This window comes from Reichenbachiella sp., assembly GCF_965223055.1.
Classification (GTDB): Bacteria; Bacteroidota; Bacteroidia; order Cytophagales; family Cyclobacteriaceae; genus Reichenbachiella.
In genome coordinates this window covers 660,394-676,109 of record NZ_CBDCVM010000010.1, presented here as the reverse complement: position 1 = coordinate 676,109, position 15,716 = coordinate 660,394, and the positions used below count along the sequence as shown (strand labels likewise).

Sequence of the window (15,716 nt, the reverse complement as noted above, 5' to 3'; positions counted from 1 at the left end):
TGATCACCTTGGGTTTGGAGTGGTAAAATTATTTTGATTCTTTATATAAATGGTCACATATATTCAAATTTATAATGATTGTCATGATATTTTAATGAATACTTAAAAATGCTTCTTTTCATTAAGAATTTTACAAAATATCAGTTCATAACCAAAGGATATTCTTTTTTGAAATAACCCTACTGGATGTCGGAATGTGCATATAAATGAAAATTGTAAAGTCATGATTTAAGAACATTCTAAGAAGGTGTGCTTCAATAGGCGATGTAGTGTCAAATTCAGTATCAATAAAGTGGAGGTTAAGAAGTGTATCGATAGTTTATTTGTAGTATATTGGTGATATTCTTAACAAATTGTATAATTGCACTATTGGAAGAAAATTGAAAGTGGAATTATTTAGCAACTCTAAAACTTAAACTTTGCTCAAATGGGTATTTTAGACCTCATCACCTTACTTATTTTCCTAGCCGCTGCTTTTACACTAATTAATATTACATTTCTAAAATTGCCTTCTACCATTGGGCTTATGGCGATCGCTTTGATGTCCTCTGTTGCGATTGTGTTCTTGGGGTTTGCGGTTCCAGCTGTAATGAATGGGGCAAGTCATATCGTTGAGGAATTTGACTTTAAGGAAGTACTATTAAATGTAATGCTTAACTTTTTGCTCTTTGCTGGTGCTTTGTCAGTGGACTTAAGCAAACTGTTAGAAGAACGATTGCCAATTATCGTTTTGGCCACTATTGGAACATTGATGTCAACTTTTATAGTTGGTTTTTTAATGCAGTTTGGATTTGGACTTGTGGGCAGTGAAGTGGAGCTTATTTATTGTTTGTTATTCGGAGCATTGATTTCTCCTACAGATCCAATTGCTGTGCTTGCGCTTACAAAGGAATTTGGATTGGATAAGAATCTGGAAATTAAGATAGCCGGAGAATCCTTATTTAATGATGGCGTTGGTGTAGTTATTTTTCTAACCATTTCAAGTATAGCTATGGCTGGACATGGTGGTGGTCACGGAGCTCATGGAGGCGGAGAAGAAATTACAGCCATGAGTGTGGCAGGCCTGTTTGTGAAAGAAGTGGCGGGTGGTTTGCTCTTAGGTGCTGCATTTGGCTATTTGGGTTTCAAACTGTTGAATTATATCGATAATGATCATGTTGAGCTAGAGGTTTTAGTCACCCTTACACTAGTTATGGTAGGAGGTAGAGTAGCTGAATTACTTCATGTGTCAGGTCCATTAGGTATGGTTGTAATGGGGCTATTTATAGGTAATGAAGGAAGAAGCGAGCACCTGGCCAATGCCACAGGCGAGTATGTGTTTAAATTTTGGCACCTCCTGGATGAGGCCCTCAATGCGATACTATTCATTTTGATAGGCCTTGAAGTGATCATCATTGCTCAGGATTTTAGAATGGAATTTTTGATGATTGCGCCAATTGCTATTGCTATTGTGTTATTTGCAAGGTTCATAGGTGTTTCAATCCCTATAAAAGTGATGGAAATGCTGGGTAAGAAATTTGAAGATAAAAGTATCATTATATTGACCTGGGGCGGTTTAAGAGGAGGAATTTCTGTAGCTTTGGCGCTTTCATTGTCGGATGAGATACCTCATAAGGATATTATTTTGGCAGCCACATATGCTGTGGTAGTATTTTCTATTTTAGTGCAAGGATTGACTATCAAAGGCATATTGAAATAATAAATGAAATCAAATTAGTAGAAAATAAATTACGAATAGATGAAATTAAGTTTAGCAGAAGGATTGATGCTGATTGCGTTGGATGACGAGGAGGGAAGATTATTGTCAGCAGCAGAGCATTCAATTGATCACGGACTATTGGCCATTTTGATTTTAGAGCTATCTCTAATTAAGAGAGTTGGATTCGAAAGCAATAAAATTGTAGTGAAAGACCCAACAGGAACAGGTAACAAAGTGCTTGACAGTGTTTTGAAAGCTATTGGTGGTGGTGGAGATTCTGTCTCTGGTACGATTAAGAAAATTGCTTCTGGTTTTGACTCTATACAAGATGACGTGATCGAATTATTGGTTCAAAGAGGTATTTTGAAAGTTGAATCAACTAAGCTTTTATGGATTCCAGTTTCAGAAAGAATGGATAATGCTAATTATGCATTCGAACAGGAAATCAGAGATACGTTGAAAGCAGTTGTTCAAAAAGGACAGAAACCTACACCAGCTATCATTATCTTAATGTCTATGATCACTAATTGTAAGATTTTGGAAGAAGTTTTCCAAGAAAAAGATGAACTGATCGATGCGGTGAAGGTAGCCAAAGACATTACCAATTCTCCTGCGATAGACGCTGAAACGCAAATAGTTTTGAACGATCTAAAGGAGCATTTTCTGACGCTTTAAGAATATAATATCAGACAGGAAAAGGAGCTAACATTTAATTGCTAGCTCCTTTTTCTTTTTTGGCCTCATCTTTCGAGGTTTTACTATTCTGTAAGTGGAATTCAAATAGTTGATTCACCTCGTTCTCAGTTTCTTCAAGGGTAGTACCATTTTTTTCAGTCAATTGTTGAATTTGAAGATCAATGAGCGTTTTTAGATAAGCTTTGATAGAATCTTGATTAGCAATAGTTTTATTGGCTTTCATTGCCATAAACCCGAAACCTTCATGAGGGTTGTTTCTATCTCTTTCTAGAATGAAATATTCGTGTCCTTCAATTTCCACTTGATCGAAATGATATTGAATGTCTTCATGAATTTCGCTGAAATTGGGACCGTCAGAGTGATTTACATCTCTGTTTTCACAAGAAACTAATACTGAAATCGCAATAACGAGTATAACTGAAAAATGCTTATGATGTCTCATGTTAGGATTCTTTAAAGTACCCTTCTTGAACATTGAATGCTTTTTGTATGAGCTGGAATGAGCTCCCATTTACAATGATTATTAAATAATCTCCCAAAGCAATAGTGAATTTCTTTTCTGGATTTTTGATGAGTTGCCGTTTGCCATTTTTATCCTTTTTACTCATACCTATCAATATCCCATTATAGGTCTGTTTTATGTTATTAAATGACTCATGGTAGTCTTTATTGAGATAAGGATTGTCATAAGTAACCAAAAACTGCTTGATGTCATAGTCAGTAGGAGTGTGCGCAAATGACATGATGTCTTCAGTATATGAAGCAACATCTGGTTCAAACATATAACTAGCCAATATTTTTGATGAAATATCGTGGGGAGATATAGCATTTGTAACACCTGCATTGATAAAAGTGTTTTTGAGGTTGGCGTTTTCCAAAGTAACTACGAATTCCAATTTCTCAAATACTTTTTTCATATTCAGGATAAACACCAATTTTTCTGTATCATCATCCAGATTTACAAAAACTACTGTTGAATCTTCAATATTAGCCTTCTTAAGCATTTCCGTATTCTCGAAATCGGAATATAAGGTGAAGACTTTATTGGTGTCATATTTCTCGTGAATATGCTCAATATGGCTTTTGATATTTGTGACAATAGCCACTTTTTTGTTTGCTCCGATGAGCTGTTCCACAACAAGTTGGCCAAAATCACTCCAACCAATCATGACGACATGTTGCTCAAACAAGGTTCCGTTGTACCCTAACATTTTGTTTTGTTTTAAAGTGGTAATTAAGTTCGTGATTTGACCAATGAGTAAGCCATATATGCCTACACTCAATAGAACAAAAATAAATCCTATAAACCTGCCATATAGTGTTACAGGATATATATCTCCGTATCCGACAGTCGTCAAAGTAGCTATGGTAAACCATGTGGCTTGGTGATAATCAGTGATACTCGACTGTGTGCTCTCCTTTTCAAAATTAATTAACAGAGTAATTAAGATGAAATAGATTACCAACCCAACAATTGATCCAATTATGAAGCGATTTATTCGTCTTCTTTCACTCGTGTTTAACATTGATTAGTCATAAAATACAACTCAACTTATTAAAATTGAAGATATTTAAAATTGCTATCCTAAAGAAATTTTGATGTGATTATTCTCCTAGACTAAGCATCTAATAAGTAAATATACGGACTATATAAGATGTGGGGGAGAAACAAAAAAGCTCCAGAATAAATTCTGGAGCCAGCAGCATTTTGAGAAAAATTAATTATGACTCTAAATTCGACAAAGGTGATTTCAAAATATTGCCAAACTTCTTGAAAATATTGCCAAACGACTGTGAGCGCATTGAAATTAAATGAATTCTGCAGGTGTTTTACCAAATCTCTTTTTAAACTGCGTATTGAAATGACTCACATTATTCATACCGATGGATTTTGCAACTTCTGATGCACTGCTTACCTTTTTTTCTTTGAGTATTCTGTTTGCGTATTGCAATCGAATTTCTTTTATAAATTCAAAAGGAGTGGAATCCGTCATTTTCTTAATCATTCGATAAAACTTTCGCTCACTGACGGCTATTTGATCAGCTAAATGGTTTACAGAGAGATTAGGATCGTCTATTCGATCAAAAATCAAAGATTCCACTTTTTTAATCAGGGATTTTTCTATATCAGCCAAGGTTTCTGGATTGTTAATGAACAGCGCTGCTTCTTTATTATTATTCCATAATTCCTTTTGATCTAAAAGATTTTCAATTCTTTGCAGTAGCTCTTCCGGTTTGAATGGTTTACAGAGAAAGTCATTCACGCCTTGTGATAGGACTCTGGATTTATCCTCTTCTGATGTTCTGGCAGATAATACTAGTGCAGGTATCTTTCTGAGATTTTCATCTCCCTTCAATTTCTCTAATAGCTCAAACCCATCGAACCAGGGCATCATTAAATCTGTAATGATCAAATCGACCTTTTCTTTGTCGAGTACTTTTAAAGCGCGTTTACCGTTTTGAGCAGTCAATACGTGATATTTGGATTCGATTAGACTTTGAATGAAATCGCGAATTTCGGGATGATCTTCAACAAGTAGTATGGTTTTTTTATCCTCTTTGCTTTCGCTACCTGAGATATTTACAACAGGAGTTTCTGAGAGCTCAGGTTCATCCATTTCTTTAAAAAGTTCTCTTGTTTTGCTAGTAAAAGCTAGATCTGGTAAATGGATACTTTGCTCACTAGAAATATTTTCTTGAGGAATCGAGATGATAAATTCGGAGCCTTCGCCGAGCTTGCTTTTTACATCAATTTTGGCCCCATGCTTATGTATAATCTCTTTCACAAGCGCTAGCCCAATACCAAAGCCTTCCTGAGTACTGAATGTTGTTTCAGGGGCTTGATAATATCTTTCAAATATGTAAGGAATGTTTTGTTCTGGGATACCTTCTCCAGAATCAATAACTGAAATAATTAAGCAGTTGTCTCCCTTGTTAAGGGATAACGTAATGAAGTCGTCTTTCTTTGTATGTTTAAATGCATTAGTAATCAGATTGAATATGACTTTTTCAAACTGAGAAGGATCAATATGCAGAATAGCTGAGCCATCGAATATCGATTTTGAATAAGACAAATGAATGCCTTTCATTTCTGCAATAGAATCAAATAATCTGACAAAGACTTTAAGCATTTTATCAACGTCAACAAACTGTTTATGAACGATAAGTTTGCCATCTTCGAGCTTGATGAGTTCGTTGATTTCATTGGTCAAATGAACGATTCTTTCTCCATTGAGCAGCCCTGTTTTTAATTGTCGTTCTGCTTTTTCGGTCAAGAGTAGATCTTCGCTTTTGAGCACCTGCTCAATGCCGCCCATAATCAGTGTCAATGGGGTTCGGAGATCATGGGAGATGTTAGCGAAAAACCTTGATTTTGCTTCGTCCAGTTGTTTTAACCTATCTGATTGTTTCTGGATAGTTCCAGTAAGCTTCTTGTTTGTAATATAAGTTCGGTAAATAATTAAAGCGATTAATACTACCAGAATGAGTCCTATGCAAACGCTTATAAGAAGTATGTTTTGGGCTCTTATGGTTTCTTGATCAGCAATTTTTTGCTGCTTCAATAATTCATTTTCCGCAGATCTTTTTTCTGCGTCAAATTGCATTTGAATTTTGTATTTGTGACTCTCAAGTTGGATTGATTTTATTGAATCCTCCGCTTGTTTGAAACTCTGTTGAATGAATACTGCTTCTTTGTATCTTTCTTGAGCAATTAGGGCTTTGTAGATAATTTTTGAAAACAGTACTACATCTGACAGATTGTTTGTAGAATAAGCTATAGATAGCATAGTTTCACTCAGAGAGATGGCCTCATCGAACTCTTTTGAATAATAATGTATGTATGCCAATTTTCGCGAACAGTCGAGCGCCAGGTTGGTATTACCCAGGGATAAGTACTTTTCATAGGCCTCCTCATAGAAAGGTTTGGCTTCTGAAAATCTGTCTTGAGAATAATAATTATAGCCTTTAGATCTGATGGCGTACAATTCACCTATAATATCACTTTGATGATGAGCTGCTGATACAGCGCTATCTAAATAAATTTCGGACAATTCAAAATTTTTGTTTCGGGTATGCAGTCTGGCCATTTGGATGTAAACATATGCTCCAACTTCCAAGCCATGTTTTGCGAGAAATGCTTTTTGCTGTTCGTAATAGCTGATGGCTCTTTCATATTCTTTTAGATTGTTATATATGAGGCCAATATTGCCGATGATATGTGCAACATTTTTATAGTCACCAATTTTCCCATAAATATTTTTGGCTTTGAAGTAGAAATCCAAGGCTATTTCATAGTCTTTAAAAGTGTAATAAGAGTTGGCAAGATAAGCGTACGTATCAGCTAGAAGCGAGTCAGTTTTTGGATAACTGGAAATTAAGCTCCTAGACAGGGTAATGGACTCAATGTAGTTTCCCTTTTTGTATTGATCTTTGATCCGCTTGTAGAGTATGGAATAATAGAGGTCGTTGTAATCTCCATTTCTATCTAAGTGATATTTTTCTTCAGTGAGTAGATTATATGCCAAATCCAATTCATTTGAATAAACTAATGAATCATAGATCTTTACAAAGTCTTCAAAAGATTGAGTTTTATTGTTTTTTTGACCTAACGATGTGGGGCCAGCAAGACATAAAATTAGAAAAAGTGAAGAAGCTAAATATTTGGTCAGATTGCTTTTCAATATAATTAAATTAATTTCTCAAAATACTGCAGTCAACTAGTGACGTTGAGTTTCAGGGTCTTTAGGAGGGTCAACTTCCTCTTCCTCTTCCCTTGGTTTTCTGCTTATGTAAAGCGATTTAATAAGAGTTTTCATTATTGTTTGATTTTATGAAAAATAATTGAAGTCAAGGTAGTCAAACATTCGAATTTCATCAAGCAGATTTTACTCTTTACGTGGAAGTGGTCATTTTTGTACAATGATTAGGTTTGTATATTTTTTATTCTGACTAAAATTAGAATAATCTTCAATTCAAAATTTAATATCGCCATGGCGTTAAAAATTTGTTAATTGCATAATTGCTAGCATCAAATTTGTTTGTTTTACATCTTGTATGAATTAAACGAAATACATGAATCACATCAAACACACATTTATCCTTTTTTTGTTATTGAGCGCATGCCAGATCGTGTCCGCGCAATCCACAACTCCTGAAAAGAGGCCTTATAGAATTGAAATTACCGTAGAAGGGCTAGAAGATTCAGTGGCCTATTTAGGTTATTATATGGGCAACAAAAGATATGTTTTAGATACCACGAGCATTAATAAGAATGGCAATCTGGTATTTGAAAATAAGAAGGCTATTAAAAAAGGAGTTTACTTCTTATACACTGGAAGTTATACTATGGAATTTCTGATAGATAGGTCTTTTAACTTTAAATTATCCACAAAAAAGCTCACCACTTATCCCGATCTAAAAATTGAAAACTCAGAGGATAATGAGCAATTCAGAGCATTTCAGTTGGTCATGATTGATCATCAAACAAAAATCAAAGCAATTACTGGGTCATTAGATTCTACAAGTGTTAGAAGCGATACGCTCCGTGTACGAGAAGAAATGGCTCGGCTCGCTGAACTGAATAGTTCAAAGAGAGACAGTTTGCTAAGTGTTTTTGGAGATTCGTTTATGAGTCAAATTCTAATCATGATGGCCAAGTCACCAGAATTGGAAATAGATTCAGATTCTCTGTCCATAGAGCAGAAAAAAACGCAATACAATTATTATAAAGATCATTTTTTCGATGGCCTAGATTTTGAGTCCGAAGGCCTGATTCGTACGCCTGGTTTTTATGGAAAAGTGAAGGAATATATTGATAGAGTGACTTTTCAGAATCCAGATTCAATCATTGCTTCAATCGATCATGTGCTAGCTAAGTGTAAAAATAATCCTGAGCTTTATAGATATTGGATGGGGACATTCTTTGGTGAATATCAAAACCCAAAAATCATGGGAATGGATATGGTATTTGTGCATTTGTCGGATAACTACTATTTGAATGATAAGGTAGAATGGGCGGATAGCACATTGCTTGCTGAGTTGAGAAAAGAAATGACATTTCTTCGTGAAAATCAAATTGGTCTAAAGGCGCCTCAAATTTATCTGCTCGATACTTTAGAGAATAGAGTGAGCCTCTATGACATTAAATCGGATTACATGGTGCTATTTTTTTATGATCCAGATTGTGGACATTGTAAGAAGAAAACCCCTGTGCTGTATGACTTATATAAAAAAATGGAAGGAGATTTTGATGTAGTCGCTGTGACAGTGGGAACAGACACTAAAAAGTGGAAAGATTTCATTAACAAGTTTGAGTTGGATGGATGGAAACACCTGGGAGATCCTTACTACAAAAGTAATTTCAGAGTACAATACAATGTACGTAGCACTCCTCAGGTTTATATTGTAGATAAGGACAAAACAATCATAGCAAAAAAGCTTGATGTTGAGCAAATTGAGGGCTTCATAAATGATAGAAAAAGAATGGACAAGCTGTCCCAGTAGGGGATTTGCTTATCCTTCTCGTTTAATACCTAAATTGTGATGAAAATTTTCTGATTTAGATGAATTAGTTTATTTTCGATTTTTTAAACCAATATAAAATTTCAATCAGATGATTAAGGAATTCAACACGTTACGTGATGATGAAATAGAGGTGTTGCTGAAGGCTCCTGTTTTGGTATCTATTTTAATAGCCGGAGCTGACGACAAGATAGACAAGACTGAAATCCATCAAGCTGTGGAAATAGCAAATAGCAAGCAATCAAGAGCAAGAGAGCAGCTAATTGATTATTATAAGGAAGTAGGAAAGGGCTTCAAAGAAAAATTTGAAAAGATGGTGAATGAAATGCCAGATTCACCTGATGGAAGAGCTGAAATTATAGGTAAGGAATTACGAAAACTTAACTTTATCTTGCCTAAAATTGATCACAAATTTGCAGTGAAATTACATGCAAGTTTAAAAGATATGGCAAAGAAAATAGCTGAAGCTTCTGGAGGAATATTAGGTTATATGTCGGTGAGCTACGAAGAAGCTAAATTGATGGAATTATCAATGATTGATGACCCATCCGATTACGAAAATTAGAAGTACTAACCCCGCCAGTCGGGGTTTTTTTTTCTCCAAACCTAAACGATGTATACCAGATACCGAGCTGATATTATTTATCCACTTCGACTCACTTTTGTCATTTGGCTCGTTTTCACGTTTCAGTTCTATTCTCAGATAGATCTTGGTTTTTTGGGTATCTATCCCAGGAAATTGAATGGTCTAGTTGGTATCATTACGGGTCCTCTTGTTCATGGAAATACCCAGCATATATTATCCAACACGCTTCCATTATTATTCCTGGGGATAACTGTATTTGTATTCTATAATCGAATAGCTCTCTGGGTATTTGTGAATTGTTATCTCCTTACAGGGATACTCGTTTGGCTGTTTGGAAGACCATTTTATCACATTGGAGCAAGTGGGTTGATCTATGGCTTAGCCTTTTTTCTAATTTCTTTCGGATTGTTTAGGAAAGATTTTCGGTCTTTGGCCATATCCATTGTCGTGGTAATCTTATATGGAGGATTAGTCTATGGTATGTTGCCAACAGTATCAAATATATCTTGGGAGTCGCACGCTTTTGGTGCTTCCATAGGCATAGGCTTGGCCTTTATGTATCGGAATACTCGAAAGCTGGACTGAATCAAAGATTCAGAACAAAAGCGTATATCTGCTTGGCATATTCGGATTCATTCACAGTGAAGTTATCCATTCTTGAGGCTACATCAAATTGGTATAATTCTTTAAAGTCATGCGAAGTAGAATTCAAAAGCATTTCCATATCACTTGTTGAATACAAGAAGTTTTTGGAACCATGAATATACAATATACCTCTCAAATTTTTTCCAGGCTCTTTTTTTACTACATTCAAAGAGTTGTAATCATTGTTTTCAATTCCATCTGGTAAAGTCATTACTGCATTGATGTTTTTGAATTGGGTTTTTAATGCAGTGAAATCAACGAAAGGTTCATCTGCAATAATACCGGCTATATCTTCCTTTTCGTAACCCCTTGCTATAGAGATGCCTGCACCAATTCCCCATCCATAAGCAATAAGCTCATGATGAAATCTGTTTTCACTATACTCATATACTGCATCAAAATCATCATAAAACTCTTTGTATACATATTGGTATTTATTGATGTTGAAATCACTGCTAGCACCAAATCCGCGGTAATCATAGATGATAACACTAAATCCGTAGTGAACCAAAATCTTTACTCGCTCCAAATAGTCTCCCATGTTGCCAACTCCATCATGACTAATAATCATTAGTTGATCTCCAAGGTCTGATGGGAAATACCAGGCACTTAATTGCACACCATTGGACGAAGGGATCATTAGTTTTTCATACTTCATGTGAAAGTCATGCGGTGTATGAGTATAAGTTTTCTTTGGGGAAAGTGCCAGAGAGGAAAAAGAAAGAGAAACGATAAAGAGTATTGTTGTAAAACGCATGAACGTATATTTCAATTTGGATAAAGAAAACATTTTTCCACTGGAGAAAAAAATCAAGTGTGAGGTTTCATGGATTTTTGTCTTATTCTAGTAGTAATAAGCCCTTCTGATGGCGAAAATAGGAAGGCAATAAGAAATAATGCCCCAGCTACGGTTGACATGGCACCAGCAATTGATCCATCTACTAAAACAGCTAAATAATATCCAGCGATCGAGACAACAATGCCCAGGAATGCAGTCATCATAAGCATTTTTGGGAAAGAATTGGTGAGCAAGTAGGCTGAGGCTGGTGGAGCAATCAATAATGCAACAACTAAAATGGCGCCAACAGATTCGAAGGAAGCAACAGTAGTTAGAGATACTGCAGCCATCAAAAGATAATGCCACAGGGCAGTAGATATCCCAATGGCAGTAGCAAAGGCTGGATCAAAAGTAGTGAGGTACAGCTCTTTGTAACCCAACCAGATAAATGCTATTATCACAATAAAAACGAATCCAGAAACATACAATACTCTTGGACCTAATATCATGCCCGAATCAGTTATCCATAGGTCGAGTGGGACATAAGCAATCTCTCCATGAAGTACACAGTCCTGATCCAAATCAACTTCATTAGCAAATACCGAAATCAGGATCACGCCCAGTGCAAACAACCAGGTGAAGGTCACCCCAATTGAAGCATCTGTTTGGAGGTTCCCTTTTTTATGAAAAAACTCAATCAAAACAGTTGTGAGTATACCAATGATGCCAGCTCCTAAAAGCATAATCACAGAGTCTCTACTGCCGCTGATCAAAAAAGCAAGCACAATACCTGGTAGTACAGCATGGGATATAGCATCACCTACCATGGCCATTTTTCTTAGAATTAGAAAGCATCCCAATAATCCACAAGTGACAGCTACCAACGAGCCAGTTAATATGATATAAACAGCATCCATTAGTTTTTAATTGGTTTATTGTAAGGAATAACACTTTCGTGTGGGTCACTCGTTGGGTATTGTAATAGGGCTTCTAATCTGGCTTCCAATTCTGGGGTCAAAATATGCTCAATGTTATCTGCGTCTTCATGCACATGATCTGGAGCAATACGCAAATTACTTAGTAAGGTATACTTCCCATAAGCGATGCAGTTTAACTATTCTTTGACCTTTTTTTTGGCCTTGATCTGTCAATTGCCAGTTGCCCTTTTGGTGCTTCAAAAATCCTTGATAAGTAAGTTGATTAAGACCCGATAAAAGGGCAGGGGATTTGATGGGTCGTTTGGCTTGTATCTGTTCAATATTCCTTTGCTCTTCAAAATTATTGTCTATTTCCCCAATTGATAAAAGAGCTTAAGGATATTTTCTGTAAGAATGCGTTTTCTGATTTTGGACTGTCGAATGAGCTTATATAAAATACCTTTTTCAGGGGCGACAAAAAATGAAACCAAAGCGATCATGGAAATAACCATCACAATCCAGGGCCCAGTAGGCATGGAAGGAGCAACATAGGATATATACGCACCACTGACGCCTGAAAACGCTCCAAAAATGGCTGATAAAAGCAGCATGATATTGAGCCTATTGGTCCAGAATCGAGCAGCGGCAGCTGGAGTAATCAACATGGCAGCCATCAGAACCACACCTACAGCCTGAATTCCCGTTACTACAGCAAGAACTGTCAGTGTAGTCAAGGCCAACTCCAAACGTTTAACAGGAAACCCAATGGATTTGGCAAAGTCCTCATCAAAGGAAATCAATGCAAATTCTTTATAAAAGAGAATAACGCCTAGTAGCAGGCAAACACTAATTGCACTAAAAATGATCAGATCCTGCCCAATGAGTGCAGCTGCTTTGCCAAATAAAAATGAATCCAATCCAGTTTGGGGCTGCATTTCCGGAATGCTGAATCATGGTCAAAAGCAATATACCGACACCAAAGAAAACAGACAGAATCAATCCAATCGCAGTATCTTCTTTGATTTTAGATTTTCTGGTAATTACATCAATTAGAATTAGAGACAACCACCCAGTAATGAAGGCGCCTGTGATTAGGAATATGGGATTTTTTGTACCGGATAAGAGAAAGGCCAAACAGATACCAGGCAACACTGCATGAGCTACAGCGTCACCGACAAGTGCCTTTTTCTTAAGGAATGTAAAACAACCTACCAGTGCCGAACTTATCGCTAGCAATACAGAGCCACCCGTCACAAATCGAATGTTCGGGTTTTGGAAAGAAAAGAAGGTAATCAAATCTTCCATTCCTATTAGGTTAGATCTCGAGTTGGAAACTGCTGTTTCTTCAAAAGATTTCCTACTTCTGTCAGGATGCTTAATTTGCCACCGTAGGTCTCTTGTAGTAATTCTTGAGTAAAAGCTTGCTCTACTGGTCCTGATGCAACTAATCTGGTGTTTAATTGTACCACCCAATCGAAATACTGAGAAACAGTTTGTAAGTCATGATGTACCACTATGACAGTTTTTCCTTCATCAGACATTGTTTTCAGGATGTTGATTATAGCTTTTTCCGTGGCGGCATCAACACCAGCAAAAGGTTCATCCATAAAGTAGATCTCAGCATTTTGCGCCAGTGCTCTAGCTAGAAATACTCTTTTGTTGCTGTCCGCCTGAGAGCTGACTGATTTGCCGGTTGGCAAACTGCTGCATATTCACTTGCTCCAGGGCGTAATCAGCAGCTTCATAATCAGCTTTTCGTGGACGTTTGAATAATCCTAATTCTGCATATCTCCCCATGACCACCACATCACGGACAGAAGCTGGAAAATCCCAATCCACAGATTCTTTTTGAGGAACGTAGCTGACTTTATTTCTAACTTCAGCGATGGGTAGCCCCAACAGTTCTACCCACCCACTACTCAAAGGGTACGATTTCCATTATGGCTTTGATGAGTGTAGACTTACCAGCGCCATTAGGTCCAATAATACCTACTAAGGCACCTTTTGGTAACGTAAGGTCAACGCCCCACAACACGGGTTTTCGACTATATGTAACCGTTAAGTCGTGAATTTCTAAAATAGGGTCGTCTACATTTACAATCATTTCAAAGCTTTTACAATTGTTTCAACATTGGTGTGTACCATGCCGATATAAGTACCTTCAAATTGACCAAAAGGTCCCATTGCATCGGAATATAAACTGCCACCGATGAGTACTGAATGTCCTTCCAGCTTACACCCTTCAACTACAGCATTAATGGCTTTTTTGGAAACTGAGGTTTCTATGAAGACTGCTTTAATTTTATTTTTCACTATCAGGTTAACTAAATCTGCTACGTCTTTGAGACCTGGTTCAGAAAGTGTGGAAATGCCTTGTAAACCTTTTACCTCAATACCATAAGCTTCTCCAAAATATCCGAAAGCATCATGTGCAGTGATAAGCATTCTTTGTGTTTCTGGAATTTGAAATATGGCTTTTTTCACTGAGGAATGTAAGGAGTCTAACTGCAGAAGGTATTTTGCAGCATTTTTATCGTAATACTTTTTATTTAGCTCATCGGCTTTTACAAGGCGCTGATGGACATTTTTTACCGCCTTTTTCCAAAGCGACACATCAAACCAAATGTGAGGGTCAAAAGTCCCAGGATATAGCTCACTTGCACGAAAAAGAGAATCCGGTATATTTTCAGTCACTGCCGATACAGGTTTCACTCTACTTAGCTTCTCAAATACTTCCCCCATTTTGCCTTCTAAGTGCAATCCGTTGTAAAATATGAGATTTGCGTCTTGTAGTTTTTTCAAATCACCTTGAGTAGCCTTGTATAAGTGAGGATCTACTCCGGGCCCCATAAGTGCCTGGACGTCTACACTATCACCTGCAATATTGATGACCGCATCATAGATCATTCCTGTAGTTGTGACTACTTTAAGCCTTCCACTTCGAGTATTGCTGCTAGGTTCACAAGAATCCAGAGCAATGAGGCCAAGTATGAAGTATATGTAAAAGTGTTTTTTCATTCTGTAACTAATAAATTATCTGCTACTTGTTTAGAGATAAATATGACTTGTTCGTTGGCCATTTGGATTTGCATGGAACCATCAAAAGAGTTTTTCTCTTTGACCACTATTTTAGTTCCTAAAGCTATTTGTATTTTATCCAGGTGTGTTAAGAATTCTGAATCAGAATCGTCAACTCCAGTTACCAAGACGGTTTTACCAATGTTGATTTCGGAAAGAGGAACCTTTTTTCCGACGACAATTTCACCTCGTTCATCAGGGATAGGATCTCCATGAGGGTCTATTCTCGGATGTCCTAGAAATTTATCAAGTTTTTGGGTTAGAATAGGGGACTTGATGTGTTCAAGTTGCTCTGCTATTTCATGAACTTCATCCCATTTAAACTGAAGTTTATCCACCAAAAAAACTTCCCAGAGTCTGTGCTTTCTAATGATTTGCAAGGCTTCTTTTCGTCCTTTTACTGAAACGTTAACCCCTTTGTATTTCTGATAATTCACAAATCCTTTATCAGAGAGTTTCTTGATCATATCACTTACAGAGGCTGGTTTTGTTTGCAATACCTCTGCGATAGCATTGGTGGATACATCGGATTTGTCTGCTTGTGACAAATGGTATATGGCCTTCAAATAGTTTTCTTCTGCGTGACTTAACATGTAAGTTTTTAGATGACTTATTACAAAGAAAAACAAAATTTAGATTAATCTAAAAATATATTTTGATGCAATTAACAATTTAAGAGGAAGTGGATCACTACAAGTAGTGATTTTTATCATGAAAGAAGAATTAGTCTACCTAAAGGTTGTTTGATTTTGGCTGGTTCATATTTTTGCCTCATTATTTATAATCAGTCTTAAT

Annotated in this window: 15 protein-coding genes and 1 pseudogene; 5 read left to right on the top strand and 11 right to left on the bottom strand. The window is 36.5% G+C overall.

The genetic code is table 11. The features are described 5' to 3' along the window. Positions 1–427 precede the first annotated feature (427 nt). Positions 428–1,699: a cation:proton antiporter gene (locus ACOQO5_RS10705; protein ID WP_420581685.1), complete on the top strand. Its 1,272-nt coding sequence runs from the start codon at positions 428–430 to the stop codon at positions 1,697–1,699. 39 nt (positions 1,700–1,738) lie between these two features. After that, positions 1,739–2,374 (top strand): GOLPH3/VPS74 family protein, encoded by a 636-nt coding sequence (locus ACOQO5_RS10700; protein ID WP_420581684.1) that lies wholly within the window; start codon positions 1,739–1,741, stop codon positions 2,372–2,374. A gap of 34 nt (positions 2,375–2,408) precedes the next feature. Here the strand turns inward: ACOQO5_RS10700 and ACOQO5_RS10695 are convergent, their stop codons facing one another. The 3 genes from ACOQO5_RS10695 to ACOQO5_RS10685 all read right to left on the bottom strand — a co-directional run bounded on the left by ACOQO5_RS10695 (position 2,409) and on the right by ACOQO5_RS10685 (position 7,077). Beyond that, the gene (locus ACOQO5_RS10695) at positions 2,409–2,837 is read right to left on the bottom strand and encodes a hypothetical protein (protein WP_420581683.1); all 429 of its coding nucleotides are present in this window, start codon (positions 2,835–2,837) and stop codon (positions 2,409–2,411) included. Position 2,838: 1 nt separating this feature from the next. Next, a complete protein-coding gene (locus ACOQO5_RS10690) occupies positions 2,839–3,921 on the bottom strand; it encodes a potassium channel family protein (RefSeq protein WP_420581682.1) in 1,083 nt (360 codons plus the stop codon). Between the two features lie 282 nt (positions 3,922–4,203). Next, positions 4,204–7,077: a response regulator gene (locus ACOQO5_RS10685; RefSeq protein WP_420581681.1), complete on the bottom strand. Its 2,874-nt coding sequence runs from the start codon at positions 7,075–7,077 to the stop codon at positions 4,204–4,206. Between the two features lie 391 nt (positions 7,078–7,468). Here ACOQO5_RS10685 and ACOQO5_RS10680 point away from each other — a divergent pair, with 391 nt between their 5' ends. The 3 genes from ACOQO5_RS10680 to ACOQO5_RS10670 all read left to right on the top strand — a co-directional run bounded on the left by ACOQO5_RS10680 (position 7,469) and on the right by ACOQO5_RS10670 (position 10,088). Then, positions 7,469–8,899 (top strand): thioredoxin-like domain-containing protein, encoded by a 1,431-nt coding sequence (locus tag ACOQO5_RS10680; RefSeq protein ID WP_420581680.1) that lies wholly within the window; start codon positions 7,469–7,471, stop codon positions 8,897–8,899. Positions 8,900–9,008: 109 nt separating this feature from the next. Further along, the gene (locus ACOQO5_RS10675; protein ID WP_420581679.1) at positions 9,009–9,482 is read left to right on the top strand and encodes a hypothetical protein; all 474 of its coding nucleotides are present in this window, start codon (positions 9,009–9,011) and stop codon (positions 9,480–9,482) included. 48 nt (positions 9,483–9,530) lie between these two features. Continuing rightward, positions 9,531–10,088: a rhomboid family intramembrane serine protease gene (locus ACOQO5_RS10670; RefSeq protein ID WP_420581678.1), complete on the top strand. Its 558-nt coding sequence runs from the start codon at positions 9,531–9,533 to the stop codon at positions 10,086–10,088. 1 nt (position 10,089) lies between these two features. Here the strand turns inward: ACOQO5_RS10670 and ACOQO5_RS10665 are convergent, their stop codons facing one another. The 8 genes and pseudogenes from ACOQO5_RS10665 to ACOQO5_RS10630 all read right to left on the bottom strand — a co-directional run bounded on the left by ACOQO5_RS10665 (position 10,090) and on the right by ACOQO5_RS10630 (position 15,514). Then, complete coding sequence (locus tag ACOQO5_RS10665; protein WP_420581677.1) at positions 10,090–10,905, bottom strand: alpha/beta hydrolase; 816 nt, start codon at positions 10,903–10,905, stop codon at positions 10,090–10,092. Between the two features lie 53 nt (positions 10,906–10,958). Beyond that, the gene (locus tag ACOQO5_RS10660) at positions 10,959–11,843 is read right to left on the bottom strand and encodes a metal ABC transporter permease (protein WP_420581676.1); all 885 of its coding nucleotides are present in this window, start codon (positions 11,841–11,843) and stop codon (positions 10,959–10,961) included. Further along, entirely contained in the window at positions 11,843–11,977 is a 135-nt protein-coding gene (locus ACOQO5_RS10655; protein WP_420581740.1) for an iron dependent repressor, metal binding and dimerization domain protein, read from the bottom strand. Before ACOQO5_RS10655 ends, ACOQO5_RS10660 begins: the two co-directional genes overlap by 1 nt. 234 nt (positions 11,978–12,211) lie before the next feature. Next, positions 12,212–12,778 carry a metal ABC transporter permease gene (locus tag ACOQO5_RS10650; protein ID WP_420581675.1) on the bottom strand — a complete coding sequence of 189 codons (567 nt, stop codon included), beginning with the start codon at positions 12,776–12,778 and terminating at the stop codon, positions 12,212–12,214. Then, positions 12,699–13,148, bottom strand: a complete 450-nt coding sequence (locus ACOQO5_RS10645; protein ID WP_420581674.1) for a metal ABC transporter permease — start codon at positions 13,146–13,148, stop codon at positions 12,699–12,701. The genes ACOQO5_RS10650 and ACOQO5_RS10645 overlap by 80 nt, the downstream gene beginning before the upstream one ends. 5 nt (positions 13,149–13,153) lie before the next feature. Next, positions 13,154–13,947 (bottom strand): annotated as a pseudogene (locus ACOQO5_RS10640) (metal ABC transporter ATP-binding protein). After that, positions 13,944–14,861 carry a metal ABC transporter solute-binding protein, Zn/Mn family gene (locus ACOQO5_RS10635; protein ID WP_420581673.1) on the bottom strand — a complete coding sequence of 306 codons (918 nt, stop codon included), beginning with the start codon at positions 14,859–14,861 and terminating at the stop codon, positions 13,944–13,946. The pseudogene ACOQO5_RS10640 and the gene ACOQO5_RS10635 overlap by 4 nt, the downstream one beginning before the upstream one ends. After that, positions 14,858–15,514, bottom strand: coding sequence for a metal-dependent transcriptional regulator (locus ACOQO5_RS10630; protein WP_420581672.1), 657 nt, complete (start codon positions 15,512–15,514; stop codon positions 14,858–14,860). The genes ACOQO5_RS10635 and ACOQO5_RS10630 overlap by 4 nt, the downstream gene beginning before the upstream one ends. Between the last annotated feature and the right edge of the window lie 202 nt (positions 15,515–15,716).

Bases quoted from the DNA above. Each gene is read 5' to 3' on its own strand.
- ACOQO5_RS10695 (WP_420581683.1), bottom strand. From the start codon at position 2,837: ATGAGACATCATAAGCATTTTTCAGTTATACTCGTTATTGCGATTTCA.
- ACOQO5_RS10660 (WP_420581676.1), bottom strand. From the start codon at position 11,843: ATGGATGCTGTTTATATCATATTAACTGGCTCGTTGGTAGCTGTCACT.
- ACOQO5_RS10630 (WP_420581672.1), bottom strand. From the start codon at position 15,514: ATGTTAAGTCACGCAGAAGAAAACTATTTGAAGGCCATATACCATTTG.
- ACOQO5_RS10670 (WP_420581678.1), top strand. From the start codon at position 9,531: ATGTATACCAGATACCGAGCTGATATTATTTATCCACTTCGACTCACT.
- ACOQO5_RS10650 (WP_420581675.1), bottom strand. From the start codon at position 12,778: ATGCAGCCCCAAACTGGATTGGATTCATTTTTATTTGGCAAAGCAGCT.
- ACOQO5_RS10705 (WP_420581685.1), top strand. From the start codon at position 428: ATGGGTATTTTAGACCTCATCACCTTACTTATTTTCCTAGCCGCTGCT.
- ACOQO5_RS10690 (WP_420581682.1), bottom strand. From the start codon at position 3,921: ATGTTAAACACGAGTGAAAGAAGACGAATAAATCGCTTCATAATTGGA.
- ACOQO5_RS10665 (WP_420581677.1), bottom strand. From the start codon at position 10,905: ATGCGTTTTACAACAATACTCTTTATCGTTTCTCTTTCTTTTTCCTCT.
- ACOQO5_RS10675 (WP_420581679.1), top strand. From the start codon at position 9,009: ATGATTAAGGAATTCAACACGTTACGTGATGATGAAATAGAGGTGTTG.
- ACOQO5_RS10700 (WP_420581684.1), top strand. From the start codon at position 1,739: ATGAAATTAAGTTTAGCAGAAGGATTGATGCTGATTGCGTTGGATGAC.
- ACOQO5_RS10680 (WP_420581680.1), top strand. From the start codon at position 7,469: ATGAATCACATCAAACACACATTTATCCTTTTTTTGTTATTGAGCGCA.
- ACOQO5_RS10635 (WP_420581673.1), bottom strand. From the start codon at position 14,861: ATGAAAAAACACTTTTACATATACTTCATACTTGGCCTCATTGCTCTG.
- ACOQO5_RS10645 (WP_420581674.1), bottom strand. From the start codon at position 13,148: ATGGAAGATTTGATTACCTTCTTTTCTTTCCAAAACCCGAACATTCGA.